21 protein-coding genes are annotated in these 20339 nt (G+C 55.6%); 8 read left to right on the forward strand and 13 right to left on the reverse strand.

The genetic code is table 11. The features are described 5' to 3' along the window. Nucleotides 1-33: 33 nt before the first annotated feature. From LNV06_RS15140 to LNV06_RS15170, 7 genes are all read left to right on the forward strand, one after another. Nucleotides 34-609: a hypothetical protein gene (locus LNV06_RS15140; protein WP_263539106.1), complete on the forward strand. Its 576-nt coding sequence runs from the start codon at nucleotides 34-36 to the stop codon at nucleotides 607-609. Nucleotides 610-895: 286 nt separating this feature from the next. Further along, nucleotides 896-2164 (forward strand): TolC family protein, encoded by a 1269-nt coding sequence (locus LNV06_RS15145; protein WP_505190987.1) that lies wholly within the window; start codon nucleotides 896-898, stop codon nucleotides 2162-2164. Nucleotides 2165-2385: 221 nt separating this feature from the next. Then, complete coding sequence (locus LNV06_RS15150; RefSeq protein WP_263539108.1) at nucleotides 2386-3870, forward strand: efflux RND transporter periplasmic adaptor subunit; 1485 nt, start codon at nucleotides 2386-2388, stop codon at nucleotides 3868-3870. Nucleotides 3871-4147: 277 nt separating this feature from the next. After that, on the forward strand, nucleotides 4148-6154 hold the full coding sequence (locus LNV06_RS15155; protein ID WP_263539109.1) for a site-2 protease family protein: 2007 nt from the start codon (nucleotides 4148-4150) through the stop codon (nucleotides 6152-6154). Nucleotide 6155: 1 nt separating this feature from the next. Beyond that, nucleotides 6156-8219, forward strand: a complete 2064-nt coding sequence (locus LNV06_RS15160) for a preprotein translocase subunit SecA (protein ID WP_263539110.1) — start codon at nucleotides 6156-6158, stop codon at nucleotides 8217-8219. After that, the gene (locus LNV06_RS15165) at nucleotides 8216-9022 is read left to right on the forward strand and encodes an efflux RND transporter periplasmic adaptor subunit (RefSeq protein WP_263539111.1); all 807 of its coding nucleotides are present in this window, start codon (nucleotides 8216-8218) and stop codon (nucleotides 9020-9022) included. The genes LNV06_RS15160 and LNV06_RS15165 overlap by 4 nt, the downstream gene beginning before the upstream one ends. A gap of 95 nt (nucleotides 9023-9117) precedes the next feature. Next, complete coding sequence (locus LNV06_RS15170; RefSeq protein ID WP_263539112.1) at nucleotides 9118-9966, forward strand: alpha/beta hydrolase; 849 nt, start codon at nucleotides 9118-9120, stop codon at nucleotides 9964-9966. A 1206-nt stretch (nucleotides 9967-11172) separates the two neighbouring features. Here LNV06_RS15170 and LNV06_RS15175 read toward each other — a convergent pair. Further along, entirely contained in the window at nucleotides 11173-11796 is a 624-nt protein-coding gene (locus LNV06_RS15175) for a DUF4304 domain-containing protein (protein ID WP_263539113.1), read from the reverse strand. Between LNV06_RS15175 and LNV06_RS15180 the strand changes: the two genes are divergently transcribed. Beyond that, nucleotides 11795-12163: a hypothetical protein gene (locus LNV06_RS15180; protein ID WP_263539114.1), complete on the forward strand. Its 369-nt coding sequence runs from the start codon at nucleotides 11795-11797 to the stop codon at nucleotides 12161-12163. The genes LNV06_RS15175 and LNV06_RS15180 overlap by 2 nt on opposite strands. Nucleotides 12164-12720: 557 nt before the next feature. Here the strand turns inward: LNV06_RS15180 and LNV06_RS15185 are convergent. The 12 genes from LNV06_RS15185 to LNV06_RS15240 all read right to left on the reverse strand — a co-directional run bounded on the left by LNV06_RS15185 (nucleotide 12721) and on the right by LNV06_RS15240 (nucleotide 20094). Next, nucleotides 12721-13062 (reverse strand): hypothetical protein, encoded by a 342-nt coding sequence (locus tag LNV06_RS15185; protein ID WP_263539115.1) that lies wholly within the window; start codon nucleotides 13060-13062, stop codon nucleotides 12721-12723. 259 nt (nucleotides 13063-13321) lie between these two features. Further along, nucleotides 13322-13744: a hypothetical protein gene (locus LNV06_RS15190; protein ID WP_263539116.1), complete on the reverse strand. Its 423-nt coding sequence runs from the start codon at nucleotides 13742-13744 to the stop codon at nucleotides 13322-13324. Between the two features lie 125 nt (nucleotides 13745-13869). Further along, on the reverse strand, nucleotides 13870-14349 hold the full coding sequence (locus LNV06_RS15195) for a hypothetical protein (protein WP_263539117.1): 480 nt from the start codon (nucleotides 14347-14349) through the stop codon (nucleotides 13870-13872). 867 nt (nucleotides 14350-15216) lie between these two features. Further along, nucleotides 15217-15546: a DUF6966 domain-containing protein gene (locus LNV06_RS15200; protein WP_263539118.1), complete on the reverse strand. Its 330-nt coding sequence runs from the start codon at nucleotides 15544-15546 to the stop codon at nucleotides 15217-15219. A gap of 646 nt (nucleotides 15547-16192) precedes the next feature. Beyond that, a complete protein-coding gene (locus LNV06_RS15205; protein WP_263539119.1) occupies nucleotides 16193-16627 on the reverse strand; it encodes a hypothetical protein in 435 nt (144 codons plus the stop codon). A 45-nt stretch (nucleotides 16628-16672) separates the two neighbouring features. Beyond that, nucleotides 16673-17014 (reverse strand): hypothetical protein, encoded by a 342-nt coding sequence (locus tag LNV06_RS15210; RefSeq protein ID WP_263539120.1) that lies wholly within the window; start codon nucleotides 17012-17014, stop codon nucleotides 16673-16675. A 145-nt stretch (nucleotides 17015-17159) separates the two neighbouring features. Then, on the reverse strand, nucleotides 17160-17525 hold the full coding sequence (locus LNV06_RS15215) for a hypothetical protein (RefSeq protein ID WP_263539121.1): 366 nt from the start codon (nucleotides 17523-17525) through the stop codon (nucleotides 17160-17162). Between the two features lie 82 nt (nucleotides 17526-17607). Continuing rightward, on the reverse strand, nucleotides 17608-18294 hold the full coding sequence (locus LNV06_RS15220; protein WP_263539122.1) for a DUF1444 domain-containing protein: 687 nt from the start codon (nucleotides 18292-18294) through the stop codon (nucleotides 17608-17610). Nucleotides 18295-18408: 114 nt separating this feature from the next. After that, nucleotides 18409-18708, reverse strand: a complete 300-nt coding sequence (locus LNV06_RS15225; RefSeq protein WP_263539123.1) for a hypothetical protein — start codon at nucleotides 18706-18708, stop codon at nucleotides 18409-18411. A gap of 113 nt (nucleotides 18709-18821) precedes the next feature. Continuing rightward, nucleotides 18822-19208: a hypothetical protein gene (locus LNV06_RS15230; protein ID WP_263539124.1), complete on the reverse strand. Its 387-nt coding sequence runs from the start codon at nucleotides 19206-19208 to the stop codon at nucleotides 18822-18824. 90 nt (nucleotides 19209-19298) lie between these two features. Further along, nucleotides 19299-19610, reverse strand: a complete 312-nt coding sequence (locus LNV06_RS15235) for a DUF5076 domain-containing protein (protein ID WP_263539125.1) — start codon at nucleotides 19608-19610, stop codon at nucleotides 19299-19301. Between the two features lie 151 nt (nucleotides 19611-19761). Continuing rightward, nucleotides 19762-20094 carry a DUF7957 family protein gene (locus LNV06_RS15240; RefSeq protein WP_263539126.1) on the reverse strand — a complete coding sequence of 111 codons (333 nt, stop codon included), beginning with the start codon at nucleotides 20092-20094 and terminating at the stop codon, nucleotides 19762-19764. Nucleotides 20095-20339: the final 245 nt, after the last annotated feature.

A 20339-nucleotide genomic window follows, 5' to 3' on the forward strand; every position in this document is an offset into this window, starting at 1 on the left:
GTAAAAATCATTCGAAGCTTGAAGGATTAAATCATGTCAATTTTTGCTGGCCCAAGAAATCTTATGTCTGGATTTATTTCAAAGATAGTATTGCCATTCGCCCTTTTGGCTGCTGCTTTCAGCGCCTCCGCTGGCGTAGTCGTAAATTACACGGCGACGGATATTCAAGATGTCGTTGTCGGTCATGATCGCTGGCGGTATGACTATGTGATTACTGGCCCGCTGCAAAATAACGGAGGGATTAATCTCCTGTTTGTTTGGCAAGACTATGCAAATATTTCGATTGTGCAAACTGATCCGAATTTGGATGCTCTTGTCACGGACCCAATTCCTTTGTTGACAGCCGACGGTCTAGTGACCGCAACTTCGATGCTGGATGCTGTTTCAGGAGTGCTCGCCGTGGAATTCGACTGGGTAAAGATTGGAGCTCCTGGAATTCCTGGTGAGCAAACCTTTGAGGTGTTTGACGCTCAATTCAATGTCTACCAGGGCGGGCAAACATCAATAGCAGGAACACCTCCGAATAACATTCCAGAGCCTGCGGCAATTCTGTTGGCTGCTACTGGACTGTTTGTTTCGGGTTTGGTCCGTCGCCAGAACCGCGGCTAAATCCAGAGGGCGATGTATTGGGTTTTTTGGAGTGAAATGGGCGTCTTTAGGGGGGCAGCTTCAAATAGACGGTCTTTATCCGCTCACTCTATTCTTCCAATACTTGCCTTTCAGCGTTTTACGTTTGGGGCGCCGATATTTTGGTGCGAGGCACCCTCTTCTTCGATTGGCGAGCGTGTTTCGCAATTTGACGGTCCGATTCGTGCGTTTATTCACTGCTGCTGTTGCGGCGACATTCTCTGCAGCGGCTTGTTGCCAACCCCTTATTGAGTTGAGTACTCGTGCGATGGCCGCGGACCCCGCTGTTCGGACGAGTGCGGCTGTATTGCGAGCAGCGCAAGAGCGTCTATATCAGGCCTATGCTGCGTATGGACCGACTGCGAACCTCTCCGCCACAACAAGTGACTCGCGTTACAGAGAAGCGCCAGCGCAGCTGCTGAGAACCTTTAAATCAGATCAAGTGGTTGTTCAGGTGAATCAACCGATTTTGAGGGGGGCTCTGTTTCCTGCGATGCAAGCAGCGCGGGCTCAGCTTGAACAAGCTGAGAGTGCGCATAGCCAGTCCAGGATTGAGGCTCAACAACGCTTGGCTGAGGCGGTATTGGAGGTTTTCAAAGCTCGGGACGTTCTGGCACATGCCCGTTCACTTCGAGAAGCTCATGTTGAACAGTTGGCCGCAGCGCGGCGTAGTTTTCAGGTTGGGCGATCAGCATCTCCTGAGGTAAGGGAGGCAGAGGCTCGAGTTGACCATTCCGTCGCTCAAGTCTTGGTCTCTGAAGCTGAACTGGATTTCCGGACGCAAATACTCGCGGAAATTGCCGACGGTCCTACGCCGTCGTTGTTGAAGCGTGCGGTCGCTCCACAAGCGTTGCCGCCACTGCAAACAAATGGAGTTTTGGAATGGCTTTCACAGGCTGAGCGTGAAAGTCCACAAATGCGGCAAGCTCAGCTGGCGGTGGACGCAGCAGAAGCGGAGACCCGCAAAGCCTCGCTCGCGCACGCCCCCACGATAGACCTGACTTACAACTACACGCGTTCCAACGATACAGGCACAGTGACCAGCACATTTCCGCGAACGGGTACTTCTGGAACGATTGGAGCGACGCTCACGATTCCATTGTTCGCAAGTGGTGCGACGCAGTCGAAGGTGGCCGAAACTATCGCGCAGCGTGACAAAGCCCAAGGAGAGTTGGAGCTTGCGCGAAGGAACTTAACCATTGGAGTTCGACAAGCATTCACCACGACGCTAACTGCGATGTCCTTGGCCAAAGCCCTTGAAACCGCTGAGCGTTCCCAAGCCTTGTCAGTGCGTGCCAATCAGCGCGGCTATGAGGTAGGGGTCAAGACCAATGCGGACGTTTTGGAAGCGCAGGGAAAGCTTTTTGAGGCTCGGCGAGATCTTTCTCGGGCGAGGCACGATGCCTGGGCTAGCTATTTCAAACTTCGTGCTCAGAGTGGCTTACTCGATGACTCGGATTGGCAAGGGCTAGACGTGCAACTAATTGAGCACCTGCCCGCAGAGGTCGGCCGGGCTAAGGATCGGGTCGGTACATGAGCGAAGATGAGCAATCGCCGCAGACTCCGTCCGCCACTGCGGCGGAGCTCATTCCGGCGTTGAGTACTTGGCAGCAGCGGCTTGTTGCTGCGGGATTGGCTTGCCAAGGTGTAGCCCTATATTCTGAGAACGCCGCGTGGCGTAAGCCATTTGAGCGGCAAGAATTAGCAAGAGATTGGCCGGAGTCACACACAAAAGTTTCGCGCGCGAATCCTGTAGCCTTGACCCGTCTTCCAAACGGCGAACTCCTGGTCTCCGCCCATCTTGTCCTCCCTACCAATGAAGACGGCATCGTTGGCGTGCTACTGAATCCGCCTCACAACGATCGAAGTTTGCAATTGGTGCTTCTGGCACTGGGATGGCTGCAGTTGAATCTGTCGGCAGCTAGCTTTGCGCACAATCAAAGGGCAGCTGAGCTTCTCGAGTTGATGAGTCATGTAGCCTCGCAACGAGAGGCGCGATCTGCAGCACAAGATTGGGTCAATCGGACGGCTGCGTGGGCAAGGCGATCACAACCGAGCGGCTTAGATTTGCGGGTGGTCTTGTTTGAAGTACGGCAAGACAGAGTCCATTGGTGGGTGGCAGCCGATGTTTCCCATGCTGAAGCTGCAAGTCCAGCCGTTCTGACTGGGACGGAAATTGCGCAGCGCGCCTTTGTTGAAGGCCGGGAGCTCTTGGAGCGCGGTGCTTGGGCGTTTCCTTTGCAAGAACAAGGTGAGGTCGTCGCGGTGCTAGTTGCACAAGGCGATGTCAGTAGCGATGCATCCTTGTCTGTCCTTCGCACAAGCGTATCGCTCGCGGAGCCCTTGCTACGGCGCTGGCGAGATGCAGAGCATCCACTACCGATACAAGCTTGGCGCAGTCTGCGTAGAGCCGGCAGTCGCATTTTTGGGCCCGGTCATCCGACTTGGAAAGCTGGTGCCGGAATTGCTGGAGTCGCAGCGTTATTGCTCTTGTTGCTCCCCGTGGATGATCGTGTCACTGCGCAAACAATCATTGAAGGCCAAAAGCGCCAAGTGATTTCTGCCCCGTTCGAGGGCTATATCCGGGAGGCTCTTGTGCGACCGGGTGATCATGTGAACAAGGGGCAAACCTTGCTTCGCCTTGACGACAGAGATTTGAAGCTTGAACAAGCCAAGCTGAGAGGCGAGCGAGACCAAGCAGGAGCCCGCTTGCGTCAAGCAATGGCAGAACGAGAGGCCGCGGCAATTGCTCTTGCAGGGGCAGAACTGCAGGGCGTAGACGGTCAGTTGGCACTTGTCGAAGCAAAGCTGGCGCGAGCTCAGTTGTTCACGCCCATGGATGGAACCGTCGTGACTGGTGATTGGGTCCAGCAACTGGGGGCACCTGTTGAGGCTGGGAAGGAGCTTTTCGAGATTGCCTCAGAAGGCTATCGCATCGTCCTGCATATTCCAGAACGCGATATCGCCCGCGTACGCTCGGGCCAATCGGGTGTCCTTCGACTTGCTGGCCTGCCCCACACTGGACACAGTTTGGTGGTTAATCGGGTGACGGCAACAGCAAGCGTGCAGGACGGTGTCAATGGATTCAGAGCTGAGGCCAGCTGGATTGGAGATACGCCCGCATTGAGTCCAGGCATGCAAGGTATCGCAAAGGTTGTAGTGGGAAAGTCCAACTTGCTTTCAATTTGGACGCGTGAATCCTTGGATTGGCTACGTCTGAAGATTTGGCAGCACTGGGTATGACGGAAGCGGAGCCGCCGATCCAGACAAGCGCGCCTGTGCGAGTTTGTGTACCTTGCTTCGCTATGGATGTGCAGTCGAGCAGTATGCGGATCTTTGAATCGCCTGCCCTCGATGTTGCCCGAGGGGCCTAGGCATGCAAGCACTATTCTCTGAGCATTGGCATGCATTGAGGCATCTGCAGCCGAGACTGCGTGATGGTGTTCGGCCTTTGCATAGGCGCCTGCGCGGCCGCTCTTGGGTGCTTCTTTCGGATCCTGTGAGTCATAAATTTCATCGCATGACGCCGGAAGTATGGGGCGTGCTTTCTCTGTGCAATGGTGCGCGGTCTCTCGAACAAGTTTGGGACATTGCTTGTCAAAAGGCGGATGGCGGAGGGGGCAGCATTTCTCAACATGAGTTGGTTCAACTGGTTTCCGCATTGCATTCCAACGACCTGTTGCAGACTCAGGTTTCGCCTGATGCGAGCGAAGTTATCGAGAGATTTGAACGGCAGCGCAAGGCCAAGCTGAAGCAGAACTGGCTCAACCTGTTGAGCGTGCGCATTCCGATCTTTTACCCTGATAAATGGTTTCAGGGGCAGGTCGCGCTAGCAAGGGCTGTATTCAGTCTTCCTGTCGCCGTCTTGTGGCTGGCGCTTGTACTCCCCGCGGCTTTTCTAGGCGTGCAGCACTGGCAGGCTTTGACGGAAAACCTATCCGATCGAGTTCTGTCCACAAGCAATTTGCTGCTACTTTGGTTCGTCTACCCTGCAGTAAAAGCAGTCCATGAATGGGCTCACGGGTTGGCGGTTAAGGCGCGCGGCGGGGATGTGCGCGAAATCGGCTTGCTCTTCATTATCTTTACCCCGGTACCTTACGTGGATGCAACGTCTTCGTATGGTTTTCCTTCCAAGTGGGATCGAGCCCTGGTTGCGGCCGCCGGCATCATGGCCGAGTTGGCTCTTGGTGCAATTGCTGTTTTCGTCTGGCTAGCTGCTGAGCCCGGGCTAATGACTGCAGTCGCGTACAACGTCATTTTGATCTCCGGCGTGTCAACCATCCTAGTCAACGGCAACCCGTTGATGCGGTACGACGGCTACTTCATTGCAACTGATCTTTTGGAGTTGCCAAACCTTGCTCAGCGAGCTCAAAGCTATTGGGTATATCTAAGCGATAAATGGCTCTTTGGTGCCCATGATGCTAAGCCGCCCCTGGCGTCTGATAGTGAAAGAGGGCTGCTCATCGTCTATGGAGCTGTGGCTCCAATCTATCGCTTGCTCATCACCGTCGGCTTGATTTGGTTCGTTGCGAGCGAATACTTGCTAGTCGGTGCACTTATGGCTTTGATTGCGACTTGGCAGACCTTGCTCATGCCGATCTGGAAAGCTTGGAAGCATCTTGATGGCAGTCCTTCTTTTGTGCGCAGTCGCGGTCGCGTCAAACGTCGCGCCGGGCTACTAATGGCGGGATTGTTCGGTCTGGTTTTCTTCGTTCCTCTCCCTTTCTATTCAGTACATCAAGGAGTTATCTGGCTCCCTGACGAAGCGCTGGTTCGCGCCGAAGCTTCGGGTCAGATCATTGAAGTCCTGACACAGCCAGGTCAAAAGGTCTCGCCGGGTGCTTCTCTAATGAGAATTGAGAATCTCCCGTTGAACGCTGAACTAGTCCAAGCTGCAGCTTCATTCGCGCAAATTCAGGCCAAGCTTCGTAGAGCTAGCGTCAACGAACCTGCCAAGATACAGCCAATTAAAACGGAGCTTACCGGGGCTGCTTCTCGGCTCGAAGAAGCGCAAGCGCGCAACTCGGCGCTAGAAGTCATTGCCTCGAGAGGAGGGGTGTGGATTCCAGAGGCGACCACGGAGCTTGCGGGCAGAGCTGTAAAGCGAGGTGAGCTTCTTGGATACTTGATTGAAGGGCCGACAGACCGAGTGCGTGTTGCAGTCACACAAGATGACGCGGACCTAGTGAAAAACCGGGTCCAATCCGTAGAGGTCAGATCAATTCAACGACCTCATCCACAGTTCAGTGCTCGCATACGACGCGAAGTCCCCGGCGGTGGCGTCGAGTTGGTATCTTCTGCATTGGGGTCAGCGGCGGGGGGCGATATCCCAGTTGATCCAGGCGTAGAAGGTGGAAAGCACAGCCTTCGTCCAGTCTTCGACCTTGAATTGAAAATGGGCCAGACATCGACGAGTGCTGTGTTCGGCGACAAGGTTTGGGTGAGATTTGATCTCGGGGCCACCCCATTGGGCACTCAGTGGCTGCTGAGACTACGTCAAGCATTCCTGACGAGGCTGAGTGTTTAGTATGGAAGTAGCACTCAACGAGCCTCTTCGGCCAGTCAAGCCTGACGATGAACTGCTGGGGCACTTCGCAGCATCGAAGACCGATTTGAGGTGGTTACGAGGGTTAGCAGGTCGGGAGTTCCGTCGAGCAGACTCGTTACGAGATGAGCGAGGACCTGACGCCGAAACAAAGCTGGATCGGTCATTGCGCAACATGATTGGATGGCTCCCCCCGGGAAATGAGTCGTCCGCACGAATTGCTGCATTCAACGCCGATATCGAGTCCATGCGGCTGCATGGTGCCGAAGATGCCGAGCTTGTTCGTCAACTGAATACCGCTTTAGGCATTTTGCGAGTCAGTTTTCATGATGCGCGGGCGCAGGCGATGGCACTTAGCTCCGTTGGGGTCGCCGCAGAGCGAACGTTGGGTTTGAAGCCACATCCGGTGCAGTTTTCCGGTGCCCGAACTCTGATGGCCGGACGATTGGCCGAAATGCGTACTGGCGAAGGCAAAACTCTTGTCGCTGCCATGGCTGCCACAGTCGTAGCTGCCAGTGGGGCTTATGTGCACATTGTGAGCACCAATGACTATTTGGCTCAACGTGACTGCGAAGAGATGAGTCCTTTGTTCGAGTTCTTTGGACTTCTAGGAGGATTCATCACCGGCCGCATGGAGACTGAAGAGCGTAGAGCTAATTATCAGCAGTCGATTTGCTACGTTAGCGGCAAGGAACTGGTGTTCGATTATCTGAAAGACCGTTTATCAGGGCACGGTCGACTTCCTGCCAAAGTGGCAGGCCTACGGAGCTTTGTTCACGGTGAAGCCGCGAAACCAATGATTCCCGCGCTTCATTTTGCTATCGTCGACGAAGCAGATAGCGTGTTGATCGATGAGGCGCGCACGCCCATGATCCTTTCAAGAGAGGTCGAGGGCATTCATGAACCGGTCCTTCTGCAATGGGCAATCGACAGCGCGAGGGGCTTGAAGGAAGGGCTGCACTTTAGACTCAATCAAGCGAGCCGCGAAGTGGACATAAAGCAAAGCGCGCTGCAAGCATGCTCCCCAATGCCGGAAGGCGTTAGGGCAATTTGGCGGGCTGAGACCTGGCGATTGCAATTGCTTCGGCAAGCACTTGCTGCGCTCCATTTTTACAGGCGTGACCAGCAATACATCCTTTTGCCAGGGGAAAAAGAGAGCGATGGACTCAAGGTTCAAATCGTCGATGAAAGCACGGGTCGAGTCATGCCAGATCGGTCTTGGGAACAAGGCTTGCACCAACTCATCGAAGCCAAGGAGGGGGTAACGATTACAAAAGGCCGCGACACCCTAGCGCGTATGACCTTTCAACGCTACTTTCGCCGCTATTACTTGCTAGCAGGTCTTACTGGCACGGCAACTGAAGCATCGAAAGAATTGTGGCAAACCTATCGACTGCGAGTGCATCGATTGCCTTCGAATAGGCCGAGTCAAAAGAAAGAGCTACTTACGCTTTGCTTCTCTGATGCTTCAACAAAATGGGGTGCTGTTGCTGATGACGCTGTGCGTGCCGCGACTCAAGGTCAAGCGGTCTTGGTAGGCACGCGTAGCGTAGAAGCCAGTGAAACGCTCGCTAGAGCTCTGACCGCCAGAGCAGTGGAGTTTTTGGTTTTGAATGCGCGCCAAGACGCTGCAGAGGCTGCCATTGTCGCTGGAGCCGGAAAATCAGGGCGGATCACTGTTGCGACAAACATGGCGGGGCGCGGAACAGACATCAAGCCTGACGCTGCCACCCTCAATGCGGGAGGGTTGCATGTCATCTTGACTGAGCATCATGACTCGCCCCGGATTGATCGCCAGCTTTTTGGCCGGTGTGGTCGGCAAGGTCAGCCAGGGACAGTGAGAGTCATGGTCGCAAAAGATGATCCATTGTTTATGAGCCTACCGGCACCTTTGCGCGCCTTGTCGACTGCGGGTTGGGGATTAAGACTTCTTGTACGCGTCGCACAAAGCAACGCCGAAAGTCGCGCTTGGCAGTTGCGAAAACAAACTCTTCTTCAAGACCGCGAGTTGCATCGCATCATTGGAATTGCCGGATTCTCTGCATGAACAAAATAGCCCTGGCCACTATTGGCACCCTTTCTTGTTTGTCTTGCCAGGCCCAAGACTATGACTGCATGATTGAGCCTGCGCAGACGGTCGAAATCCGCAGCCCAGTTGTCGGCATTCTTGAACGGGTGCACGCAAAGCGGGGCGATCCGATCCGACAAGGGCAGGTCTTGATCAGTATTGAGAGTAGCGTTGAATCCAGTGCGGCAGAGTCCGCCAAGGCCAGAGCGGAGGCCCAGGGTCAATCGGAGCTTTCTCGAGCCAAAGTCAGTGCTTTGCGGGACAAGGCCCGGAGGCTACAGGACCTCCATGCGGAAGAATTTGTATCTGCACAAGCTGTTGAGGATGTTCAGGCTGAACTCAAGCTTGCGGAAGCCGAACTACGCGCTGCAAAAGAGAATAATCAGATTGCACATCTCGACCACAGGCAGGCCGTTGACCAACTGAGACGCCGACAGTTGATTGCTCCTTTCAGTGGCGTTGTAGTTGACCAGTACCTTTACCCCGGTGCTCTGGTTGATGCTGGGGATGCAAAAAAGCCGGTTCTGAAGATCGCTCAAACGAATCCGCTGCATGTGCAAGCGCTCTTGCCGGTCAAAGCGTTTATGCAAATGAAAGTGGGCCAAGTGGTCTCGGTTACGCCAGAAGCCCCATTTGATCGCCCGATTCAAGCCAGAATTCGGACAGTAGACAAAGTAGTGGATGCTTCGGCGGGCACCTTTGGCATCGTTGCTGAGCTTGAGAATTCAAAAGGGAACATTCCTGCGGGACTCCGATGCAAAGTGGCTTTTGTCGTCCGCTAATTCGGGTATGTATGTTGGCGGCCGTTGAAGACCGACCCGTGCGCACAAAGACAAGCTCTGATTCAAAAATGGCATTGGCAAGGGAGTGAGCGGGGATGCCAACTTTGAATGAACTCCGCCACGCAATCGGTGGGCGCTACCTTCCCTTGGGTGCAGGGCTAACTCATGTTGTTGAGGACGGCGAGAAGGACGCGTTGGCGGTTCTTTTGCTGCATGGCGCCACCGTGCCACATTGGGAGTTTGATCGGATTGTTCCGCACTTGTGTCGCAATGGAATGCGGACCGTGCGGTTTGATTTTCTGGGGCATGGACTGTCAGATCGGCCTATGGTCGACTACGACTTCACCCTCTTTTTGAAGCAGACCTTGGAGGTTCTCGATGGCATCCATGCCTCCCGTCCACTGACTGTCCTCGGACACTCGTTCGGCGCGGCTATTGCTGCAGCGGTTGCCTATGAGCGTCCAAGCCGTGTCCAGCGACTCGTGCTTGTCGCGCCACTGCTTGACTTCATGGCGTATTCCTTTTGGCCAAGGGTCTTTGCATTGCCGGGAGTCGGCAGACAGCTCATGCGGTCAGTTGGTCTTCCTGCCCTTGAGCGCCGTCGTCAAAGGAGGTATGCCGCGATCGGAGCTGAGCACCTGACTCCGCGTTTCATTGCGGAGGCTCGCGCACCCGGATATACCGAGGCGCTTGCATCTATGTTCCAGAAGGGAGCGCTCAGTGACCAGCAGGCCCACTACCGGCGATTGGGTCAAAGCGAGTGCGAGATCCTTGTCGTAGCAGGCTCCGCGGATCGAGTCGTGCCATTGCGAGACGTGACGCGAGTTCGCGCCTTGTTGCCTGCGCACAAATACCTGGAACTCAAAGGGGCAGAACACAATCTACTCATTACGCACCCGGAGTTAGTGGCCGCCGCCGTCGCCGAAGCACAGCAACGTACGTGACATGCCATGGTCTGAATTTACAGGCAGAGTAAATGGGTTCGAACTGTCCAGGTATACGGTGACTCGTTACTGCGCCCGCAACACTCCGCGAGTATCACAAAAGGGCCGAATGGTCTGCTTGAATCCGAGGTCCATGGCAAATAACTGGGGGGAGGTGTTCTTTAGATAAGGGCCTCGATCAGTCCAAAGCAAGTGCTAGTTGGAAACGGGATCTCCTCCAATACGCGCGAAGTGAGCGTCGCATTGCTGGGTGCTTAACTCAAATGCCCGTTTGAAACCTAATCAAGAAAGCCTGCGTACGTCAGCGCGAACCTGAGTGAGTGCTTGAGGCACCTCTGCCTATAACTTGCAGCTGATAGTGCGTGGGCTCTTTCACATTGCCACGCTGGAGCTCCTTATGAGCCACGGGCTGTAACGCCCTCAAATGGCGTGCGTTGACTGGCTTCAATAGGTCTCGCACATCGAACAAGAGGCCGCTTTGTGCCCATTGCGGGTACTCACGCGGGCCTGGTGTACTCACGCATTCGACCTACTGCTGACGCTGGGATCTAAGATCTCGACGCCGCAAAGCGGTCTTTCAACGTTGAAGCTAACCGGCCCGCGACGGCTGGGTACCGAAGGGCCAGAATGAAATGAAGCCCGAAGGTGGCGTTCCGTTGCGGGTCCGGTTGAGCGAGAGGTTAGACATCACTGGCTGTCGCAACAATGCCATTGCCTTCGCTGTTAATCGTACGAAATCAGGGCTAGGCATCAGGTTGTGTGAGCGTCCACGTTGATGTGTAGTCGGGGTCGACAACACTTTCACCTGTTGAACGAAGGTTGTAAGTCCCAGGCCGCGCCCTGAAAAAGGCTCCTGTTGCTGGCGGAAGGACTTTCGTTTCTCCTGCACGACTGCCTTGAAGCTCAATGGTGAAACCCCTTGTCGGTTCGGCAGAAGTCACCTTTCCGAAAAACTGCTCGTGGCGCTTAAGTGCGCCACGCTTGTCATTGACAGTGATGCCCACAAGCACAGTTTTTCCGATTAAGTCAGCCGCAACGTATGGATCGTACGGAGGTCGACCGTCGTCGAATGATGGCGGATGTTGCATCTTGATGTCTAACGTTGAAGCTAACCGGCCCGCGACGGCAGGACGCCGCAGGGCCAGAATGAAATGAGACCCGAAGGCGGCATGCCGTTGCGGGTCCGGTTGAGCGACTGGTTCGGCGTCATGGCAGCACCGCCAACTCCTCCAGTTCGCGTCGAAGACCAACAGCGGCGCCGACGCCAACGAGCCCAATTTCTGCAAAGGCTGCCGAGTCAGCATTGCGGCCTTGCGCGAGGCGCAAGCGGGCTAGGACCAAGGCCATTCTCACTTGCGTCGAACCGAAGCCATGAAAAGCTGATCGACTTTTTGCAAACGCATCAGGAGTGATGGTGTCGAACGGCGACAGATGCCCGCAAACAGCAGCCAGCAAGTCTCTGCCTGCTGTCACGTAGACGGAGGTTGCCTCCTGGGCCGCAGTGTTCATGCTTTCCTGTGTTGATCCGTGCAACCACCATTGATCAGTTCCCTCACATGACAAACGGCGTCGGAATTCACAGTGCGAGTCCGTGATCTTCTTCGGATCAGGCAACTCACCAAGAACATGAGGGATCGACAGTGGCTGCAAGCCGAGGTTCACGGCGAATTGGCCGCCAGATCGTGATCCCTGTACCCCAACTACGTGCACCCAGCCATCTTTCACTCGCCGAAATATGCGACCCGAGCCGGAGAAGCCATCTTCCCGCAGCCGAGGAGCAAGGTGCTCTCGCAAAGCCAGTTCCAGCCGTGGAGTAGCAGAGTCTTTCATGACGCCGAACGTTGAAATTCAGCGGGAGGCGAAGCCATCCGCTGCAATGACCGGTTATGGATCACCGCTGCTACGCCCACGGCGGACCGACGGAGTAAAACTGATCGACGATAAGCCTGCGGTAGAACTTGGACAGCAGTACCGCTTTGTCCAAGGTTTGGCATCGGCATATGAACTCCTGCCCATCGCACTCGACCCGAACCTTGAACCAAGGCTTGCCGCCAACTTCGATCACGTCGATGGACGAGTCGAAGGACGTGGAGATTCTCCACTCTTCGAACTCCTGCCAGCGCCCAGATTTCGTAACCACAGCGCGGATGCGCTCAATCTCCTCGGCCGTCTCGCGGTCTCGATCAGGTCTGATTGACTGGACGTACTCGACCAGGGCAATTTGCAGCGGACTCTGACTAGGCGGCATTTGGTGAGCCATAACGTTGAAGCTGAGGGGCCGGAGCCAGCTGGCCGCGCGGAGTTGAAAATATACAAGCAGCGTAGCGCGGCCAGCTGGCGGAGGTCCACCCGAGCGACCGGTTAGGGCTCTGCCGCTGGCAAAGCACACGCTGACCATTGCGCGGCCGCTGGAGAAACCAATTTTGGCCATTGCGGTTCATATGGCAGATCCGGGCTTGCCAGGAAGTTGCACGACCAGTAGGACCAAGTGCTCTGGCCCCTCAACGTCTATTGACCAAGCATCTGAGTAGACGGTAAGTACGTCCTGGCCAATCTGTAGCTCAAGGACGTCCACGCCAATAGCCCACGACTTGCCAATGCTCGTAGCCCCCAACTGCCGCAGCCCGGATTCGAAGCGAGCTACTGCTGCTTCATCACTCGGGTCGCAAATATCGACGCGCATTCGCTGAGCCATAACGTTTGCGGTAAGCAGCCAAGCCAGCGGAGCAGGCGCAGGTCCGCTTGACCAATAGGTTAGGCCGCATTTTTTGAAGCACACATCGATGCGGCGAGCGTTGCAAGAGCCTTGCGTGCTGCCTGTGCCACCAAAAAATCTCTCACGACCAGCACCCAGATGAAGCCTACTAACAGCGCTCCGATGGAAAAGGCGAGCGAATACAGCCAAGACGATTGGCGCATGCTCCAGGCGCCGCCTAAGAAGATGGGTATAAACAAAAAGGAAAGGATGCTATAGAAAAGTAGCACTATCAAGCGTTCCCAGAAATAGGGGACGAGTACCTTTTGGCTTGAGTGGTCAAGCCAGCCGTAAATGTGGCGCCAACGATCCCGCCCGGGCATAGCGAGTGTGATCTCCATGTTTGCCTTCGGACTTAGGTGTCCAAAAGCTCGAGCTTGGGGAACTGTCGCGTAGGTTGACGCGAACCCAAACTCTGTGAAACGCCCGCGCTGACCCGAAATGTGCGAAACCTTCGAAACGGCGGTTAGCAATAGCGGCTGAAGATGCATGCTGCCCTAACGTTGGACATGAGAGGCTCGCGAGGGCAAGGCGCGGGAAGCGTAAAATTACGAACGAGCGCAGCGCGACTTGCCCTTGCTAGTCCGGTCGATGTAACGGCTAAGCCGCACCTTTGCTAGGCAGCGCCTGCTGAGTGACGAGGAGGCCAACGGCATAGAGCCCAGTTTCTTGAGCCGGAAAATCTATGCCCCCACCCTGACCCATTTTGACAGTGGCTTCACCCGTAATCGACTGCGCCATGCTTCGCCCGAGGTCACGTAGAGCGACTTCGACCTTTACGCCGTCGCTAACTGGCACAGCACGAAGACCGATGCGGTAGCCCTCAAGATTTGTCTCGAAGCGCTCGCTCGGGGCCAGTAAAAGGGCATTCTCATAAGTTGCCTTCTCCACGGCACCGTCCGAACGGGTGGTCAATCGGGTGATCACGAAGCGAATCTTGATACCTTGCGACTGGGCGTTTGCTGGTTTGGAAACGGTGGCAAGCATTGCGGCTGCAGAGAGAACTAGGGTGCGACGATTCATCCGATATTCTCCTTGGAGGCGGGGTGTCATGTGTTCGGGTTTGTGCGGCCTAACGTTCGAGCTGAGGGGGCGGAGCCAGCTGGCGAAGGTCCACTCGAGTGACCGGTTAGAAATGTTCATCTGGCTCACGCGATTGGTTTGTAGCCTTTGTCGGATATGTTGAGATGCAGGGCTATTCGCGCGCAAAGCATTTCAGCAAACGGTACCCCTTGATTCTTATCACTTACGACTCGAACCAATTCCTTGGTCGAATAGCCAACAGTACCAACTTCCACCACTAGCTGTGTTTTGTAACCAATTGGCCGAGCCCTGACCCAGGCTGCGTCGGATACATCGACCTCCTTGGTAGTCAGTTGGCGACCAAACAGAATCGTTGTCTTCCGCACCTTCTTGGCCCCGGGATCAAGTTCAGATCTGCGCCTCAAACCTCGAGCCGCGATCAAAAAGAAGATGACCAACACCGTGCTCGCGAGTGCCAATTTTGGGCTCAGGCCCAACCTGGTCGAATCCCAAATCTTCACCACGGCTGTTGCAGACCCGATAGCCGATAGGCGCCATGCGGTTGGATCGGTGACTAGGTATTCGTCGAGTTCGACCAGTGGCATGAAATTTCTAACGTTGGAGCTGAGGGCACGAAATCGGCTGGCAGCACGGAACGATGATGACCTGCTGAGCGGAGTGCGGCCAGCCGGTTGAATCCCGCTCGAGTGACTTGCTAGGCGCCACCGCGCCTACATATCTCAGCTGCATGACCAAAGAACCTAGGAGATGGCAGTTGGGAAACCGAGAAACCAACGATCACCAGGTATGCCAAAGAAACGACTCGAGAATCCGCCGGGGACCTTGCCGCAGGATCCAATGTTGTCCCGCACCAAGATGGAACGGACTGGCGTGTCTGAACCGTTCGGGATGACCTGCGCATTTCCAGCTTCCAGCATGAACCCCACAAAGTACAGAGCATCGAAGTGACTGCGTTGCCTGACCGTCGCACACTTGCCATCGATATGATCTTCTGCAGCTGAAAGCAATTGCTTCGCGCGATCTGCGTACAAAGTCGAAGTTTGCAATTCCTTGGGATGACTCTCTATGGTTCCTGCCGCATACCCTCGAACAACGGCCAGATCAAGGACGACAGTCGCTCGATCGCTAACCACCGCGAGGCAGGATTCTGAAATCGAGACCTGGAGGTCGACCACCCTAGTCGTCGTCCTCGGGCACGGCAACTCATCAGCTTTGATGCAAAGATGAGAGGCGGCCAGGGTACAGGCAAGAACATGGGACCAGCAGCTTTTCATTGATGGCGCCTAACGTTGGAGCTGAGGGGCCGGAACCGGCTGGCCGCGCGAAGCGATGATGATCTGCTGAGCGTAGCGCGGCCAGCCGGTGCAGGTCCACTCGAGCGAGCGGTTAGGCGTCAACGCGACTCTGTACATACAAGGCGTCACCTTGTCGTACGCCAGTGCGCTCACCATTCAAGTGTCCCTTTGGTTCTCTTCGCGCTTCAGGCGCTTGGCAAGCGAATATATGCGTGTTCGCAAGGCATCGAACTCCTCATTCTTCCGGCTGAGCGTGGAACCTTCGCGCCGCAACTCTGCGACTTGGGCGCCCGCAAGCACTACGTCATTGAGACTTCCCATTCCTCCGTATGCAGACAGAAGATGCTCGATTCCATAGAAGTCCTGGCCTCTGATTCTGCGTGCGTCCGTGTCGAGCCAATCGGCCCAGTGCGACTCGCTGTGAGTTCGGAGCAACGCTGATGCCTCGTCCAGCAAGCTCGCGAGTGCTTCGATCTCGGGGTGCATTCGTGACGTCTAACGTTCGAGCTGAGCGGCCGCAGCCAGCTGGTCGCGCGGCGCTGAAAATACACCGGCAGCGTAGCGCGGCCAGCTGGCGGAGGTCCACTCGAGCGACCTGTTAGAGCGCATTGAATTACACACAGTCTTTGGACTGCGTTAGGGAAGCCTCTCCGTACAACCAGGACTCTTGCCCAATCTTTGGCTTCGTGGTGAATACGGCCACGCAGTCACCAATGTTGACTTTTCCTTGCTGGCGTACATATCGTTTGGAGTCGTCCGGCAATTTGACGACATATATCGTGTGCGCAGGATCTTTGCCCGACCACATCAGTAAACCGGCGACTGCGCCACCGACTGCGCCTCCCATGCCAGGCTGATACGCTCCGCCCGACGATGGCCCTTCGGCTGATACGTCGAAGGTTTCTAGAACTTTCCCGACAGCCGCTACGGTATCGTGCGTTCCCCCGGTGGTCGCGCATCCGGTCAATAGAAGTGCCGGAACAATCGAAAAAATCTTCACGAAGAATCTCCCTAGTTTTGTATTGCGCTCTAACGTTGAAGCTGAGGGGCCGGAGCCAGCTGGCCGCGCAGAGCTGAAAATATACAGTCAGCGTAGCGCGGCCAGCTGGCGGAGGTCCACTCGAGCGACTGGTTATGCCTCATGGCTGTACGGCAAACCTTGGTTGTGGGGAATAAGTTCATTCAATTGAGGCCACGCATATTCGTACATGGCTTTCTGGCCTGCATACAGAACAAGTTCAAGTCCGTAAAGTTGGTCTTCACAGTACATAAGGGTTGTGCCGAGAACCTCTGTCGGTGTTCGAGTTGCCACAGCTTCCGCTAAAGCAGCACCTCCGCAATTTGCAAATTTTGGGCGCTTGCCCGCAACTGAGAAAAAGACAGTCGGACACCCACATTCGCATCTGGCATAAACGCGCAGAGCCGGCACTTGGGCCATGAAGCATTTTGCGTTCTCTGGACCGCTTTCGATGAGCCAAGCTACAAGCTCTCGCTCAACTTTTGAGAGATCGCGATCGTCCGCGATCGACATGTGCGGCAGCTCCACAGGTTCGATCTCAGCGGTCATGAAAATGGCGCGCCAATTGGACTTTGTGAGGCATAACGTTGGAGCTCAGCCGACCGAGCCAGCGGAGCTGGCTTGGATCGGGTGCAGCGACTGGTTAGCCCGCTTGCTGCCTTGGCCAACACCGATCGGATCCACTACGACCTTAGCCGTAAATGCAAGATTTGCTACTTTGACTCTCCGGATCTTCATGAATGATTCGATATGGGGCGGCGCCTCATCCTTACGGCAATGAACAGCATGCCGGGAATCAATGAATACGACGACCTCATCTTCTGAGATGTAGTCATTTATCAGTCGTGCACAAGCATCACGATTAAACGTGTCATCCACCATCAAGTGGCGCCAAGGATCGCTGCCACCAACGTCATTGCCGAACAGGCGATGCATCGCGCTTGTGATTTGTCGTGGAGTCAATTTGCGGGCTAACGTCGAAGTTGAGCCGCGAGCGGCGGCTGGGCACGGAAGGCCCAGAATGAAATGGGGGCCTGGAGTGGCCAGCCGTTGCGAGTCGGCTCGAACGCCCGGTTAGAGCTCATTTCTCGCCGCCCCTGCGTGACGAAAGATTTGGCAAAAGCCTATGCGAAGCAATGTATGCAAAGGCGATCGTGATTGCTAGCGACGGAAGCAATAGCTCAGGAGCATTTGCGTACCACTCAAAATGCCACTTAAGTTGCCCGATGTTCTGGTAGAGAACTGCGACGGGGTACACCATAGCTCCAACCCCAAGTCCAACCGGCACAGGCGTTACTAGTAGTGCCGCGAAAACCATGAAAGAAACTTCACTTGCGCGCTGGCTAATAGGAAGGAATCGCCAAAGGAAAGCAAGCGCGACCAAAGTCATCGCCAGAAGCAACAGGACGATGCCGAGCAATGCTGCCGCGATGAGCACGGTGTTCATGAGCTCTAACGTTCGACGTGAGCCGCGGACGCAAGCACGCGCAGCGTGCTTGTGGCCGTCGGCTCGATGGAGTGGTTAGACCTCACTGCGTGCGGGCTCCAACAGGCGCCTGGTACACCGACCACTTGCCCTCTTTGAACATGTACAAAGCCGAGGACACGCGCATGCGCTCGCTGCTTGAGTGCAAATAGGCGACCGACTTCTTCATTCCTTCGACTGCCTTGACGTCCGACAGCGGCGCAAACAGCAAGCCACCTCGCTTGGCCACTAGCGTGACAACGCCTTCAGGGTACTTCTTGAGTTGGGCGTTCCAGAACTCTTTGTCCAAGAAGTAGCTGCTGTCGAGGTCAGGTGACTTACCTTTGACTTCAAATAGGTCATTCCACGGTACGGCTTTCGGTTCGCCGTACACCCGCTTGATGTTGCGTACTGCGAGTTCGAGCGCAGCTTCAGGCGTTAGCGCCAAGCGCTCAAGGTCTTTGGGCGAAGCATTCGGCATGCTTGTTGGTGTGTCGAAGACGAACCGAACGTGCATATCACCAAGGTACTCAAACCAACCAGTGTCGATCTCGACCTCTCGCCCGTCTTGGAGCCTTGCTTTGGCCTTGCCCATTGGCACTAGCGACTCGACCTGCTTGTTCGACCCCTGCGACTCGCGAAGCACGACCATCAGATTCTGTGCACTGTCATCAAAGCCGCGCGAAGGCTGTGAGGCCACAGGAGCCGAAAGAACCGAAGCAACGAAGAGAGCAAGTAGTGGCTTGAGCATAGTGAACTGGTGGAACGTGAGGTCTAACGTGCGCGGTAAGCGGACCAGCCAGCGAAGCTGGCGCAGGTCCGCTTGACAAAAAGGTTAGCCAGAAGAGTTTGGATGCACTGCATGCTAGCCGCCGATATTGAAGTAGATCCGGCCAAGCACGAACGCGGCACACACGGCGCCGATGGCCGAACTCGCCGCGGTAGCCGTAACTCGCGAAGTGTTCTTGGTTGCGAGAAGGAACAGGCCGACGACTGACGAAACGGCAAGAGCGTGCGCGGCGGCGATAGCCAAGACGAACCCAACAACGACCAACCCCCATTCCGCAGACTCTGGCAGGAGCATCGTCATCGCGAGCCAGACCGCGAGCACAGCAAGTGGGCCCCACACCCCGGAGATAGCTAACCATTGGAGATACCGAATCATGGTGCTGCTGGCTAACGTCGAAGTTGAGCCGCGAGCGGCGGCGGGGCGCGGAAGGCCCAGAATGAAATGGGGCCTGAAGAGACCGGCCGTTGCGAGTCGGCTCGAACGACAGGCTAGCCATCATTGACAACGCCGAGCGCTTCTCGCAGCGCTTTAAGTTCTTGGGCTTCAATCTGTTGACTGAATTGGCCGGATTTGTTGTAGACGACGACTATATTCGACAGCACGTTGATGACGGTCGTCGCTCCGTCACTGTGTTTTGCGCGAGCCACAAACACTGGGACGTAGCTCGCCGTGCTTCTTGACCAGCCAGACTGATGTTGCGAAAACCAAGTTGAGAGTTCACGAACACGACCCTCACTAAGGTCGTGTTCTTGCACAGCCATTCCGTCGCGATGACTTTCCACGCGGACGTTAGTTATGGGGTCAAGTTTGAATGAGCATCCTGCAAGCAACGCGAGCAAGGCGAAAGCTACGAGTCGTGCAAGAGCGACTTTCATGATGGCTAACGTGAAAGTGAGCGGACGCCGAAGGCGGTCCGCTCCAATGACTGGTTCAACCGCAAGGCGTGCGGCGAGGGCGATGCAGGATTAAGCGTGACCCACATGAAATTCGCCAACGGCGTTCGATGTAGGCATGTCCAGCTCTGAATGAATCGCGGCGAAGACGGCTGTGACTGTTTCATTCGCTGGCGTGCCGCGCTCTTCCGCGACGGCATTGCCAATGTGCCTTACGAGATCGGCCAGAAGGATCCCCCAAGCTTTCGCCTCTGTGTGCCCTGCGGCTTCAAAAAAACCGATGTTCAAGGTGCAATGTAGCCCTCGCTCGGCAATCCATGCGCTAAGCATTTGCACGGAATTCTCATCACGCTGCGCGGCAGGGGGAATGACTAGTGGTTTCATAGCGCGATGCTGCCTACGGCATGGCCTCTTGCGGTTGAACGTTGGAGCTGAGGGGCCGGAACCGGCTGGCCGCGCGAAGCGATGATGATCTGCTGAGCGTAGCGCGGCCAGCTGGTGCAGGTCCACTCGAGCGACCGGTTAGGCCACAGGCTCATTTGGTGAACACCTTGGCAATGACCCGACCCGTTGCAACGTCGATAGTGCATGTGTGGCTCGAGAAGTTTCCGACAACGAGTGGCGCTTCGCTCATGAAGTTCGTGTAGCCATCCGTTCGACCCTGCCCGATGTCCTCGGCTCGCCATTTCTCCGATCCATCAAGTCCGTAGGCAAACAGGTTTCTGGATGGCCCTTCGCGCGGGAACGCCATGTAGTCATAGAGAACGATCACAAATTCCCCAACGAGGCGAGCGTCCAAGACAGGATAGGTAACCCCAAGAACGCCGCCAGGATGTTTCACCCATCCTTCGCCAAACTCCAGATTCATTCTCGTGGCCTAACGTGTTGTAGGGAGACAGCCGTGTCCGTTTATCACGGCCTCCTGTCTCCCTAATACGGCACCCCCAACCTGCCTGCAGGGCGCGCCAAGTCTGGGTTTGCGTTGCATGTATGTGTATTTATACAGTACTATCAAATCTGGCAAATGCGGCACCGGCAGTTTGCCAGTCCTAACAGGCTAAATCCTCGTGGTTTGCCCGACGGCTGACTGCGTGCTGCTGATTGGAGGCAAGT

The organism is Paucibacter sp. Y2R2-4 (genome assembly GCF_025717535.1).
GTDB lineage: Bacteria > Pseudomonadota > Gammaproteobacteria > Burkholderiales > Burkholderiaceae_C > Paucibacter_A.

What these genes read in the sequence shown, in the direction of transcription:
- LNV06_RS15175 (WP_263539113.1), bottom strand. Translation starts at nt 11,796, where the DNA reads ATGAAAGACTCTGCTACTCCACGGCTGGAACTGGCTTTGCGAGAGCAC.
- LNV06_RS15160 (WP_263539110.1), top strand. Translation starts at nt 6,156, where the DNA reads ATGGAAGTAGCACTCAACGAGCCTCTTCGGCCAGTCAAGCCTGACGAT.
- LNV06_RS15235 (WP_263539125.1), bottom strand. Translation starts at nt 19,610, where the DNA reads ATGAAACCACTAGTCATTCCCCCTGCCGCGCAGCGTGATGAGAATTCC.
- LNV06_RS15230 (WP_263539124.1), bottom strand. Translation starts at nt 19,208, where the DNA reads ATGAAAGTCGCTCTTGCACGACTCGTAGCTTTCGCCTTGCTCGCGTTG.
- LNV06_RS15240 (WP_263539126.1), bottom strand. Translation starts at nt 20,094, where the DNA reads ATGAATCTGGAGTTTGGCGAAGGATGGGTGAAACATCCTGGCGGCGTT.
- LNV06_RS15210 (WP_263539120.1), bottom strand. Translation starts at nt 17,014, where the DNA reads ATGCATCGCCTGTTCGGCAATGACGTTGGTGGCAGCGATCCTTGGCGC.
- LNV06_RS15165 (WP_263539111.1), top strand. Translation starts at nt 8,216, where the DNA reads ATGAACAAAATAGCCCTGGCCACTATTGGCACCCTTTCTTGTTTGTCT.
- LNV06_RS15195 (WP_263539117.1), bottom strand. Translation starts at nt 14,349, where the DNA reads ATGCCACTGGTCGAACTCGACGAATACCTAGTCACCGATCCAACCGCA.
- LNV06_RS15155 (WP_263539109.1), top strand. Translation starts at nt 4,148, where the DNA reads ATGACGCCGGAAGTATGGGGCGTGCTTTCTCTGTGCAATGGTGCGCGG.
- LNV06_RS15180 (WP_263539114.1), top strand. Translation starts at nt 11,795, where the DNA reads ATGACGCCGAACGTTGAAATTCAGCGGGAGGCGAAGCCATCCGCTGCA.
- LNV06_RS15205 (WP_263539119.1), bottom strand. Translation starts at nt 16,627, where the DNA reads ATGACCGCTGAGATCGAACCTGTGGAGCTGCCGCACATGTCGATCGCG.
- LNV06_RS15200 (WP_263539118.1), bottom strand. Translation starts at nt 15,546, where the DNA reads ATGCACCCCGAGATCGAAGCACTCGCGAGCTTGCTGGACGAGGCATCA.
- LNV06_RS15225 (WP_263539123.1), bottom strand. Translation starts at nt 18,708, where the DNA reads ATGATTCGGTATCTCCAATGGTTAGCTATCTCCGGGGTGTGGGGCCCA.
- LNV06_RS15190 (WP_263539116.1), bottom strand. Translation starts at nt 13,744, where the DNA reads ATGAATCGTCGCACCCTAGTTCTCTCTGCAGCCGCAATGCTTGCCACC.
- LNV06_RS15185 (WP_263539115.1), bottom strand. Translation starts at nt 13,062, where the DNA reads ATGGAGATCACACTCGCTATGCCCGGGCGGGATCGTTGGCGCCACATT.
- LNV06_RS15145 (WP_505190987.1), top strand. Translation starts at nt 896, where the DNA reads ATGGCCGCGGACCCCGCTGTTCGGACGAGTGCGGCTGTATTGCGAGCA.
- LNV06_RS15215 (WP_263539121.1), bottom strand. Translation starts at nt 17,525, where the DNA reads ATGAACACCGTGCTCATCGCGGCAGCATTGCTCGGCATCGTCCTGTTG.
- LNV06_RS15170 (WP_263539112.1), top strand. Translation starts at nt 9,118, where the DNA reads ATGCCAACTTTGAATGAACTCCGCCACGCAATCGGTGGGCGCTACCTT.
- LNV06_RS15140 (WP_263539106.1), top strand. Translation starts at nt 34, where the DNA reads ATGTCAATTTTTGCTGGCCCAAGAAATCTTATGTCTGGATTTATTTCA.
- LNV06_RS15220 (WP_263539122.1), bottom strand. Translation starts at nt 18,294, where the DNA reads ATGCTCAAGCCACTACTTGCTCTCTTCGTTGCTTCGGTTCTTTCGGCT.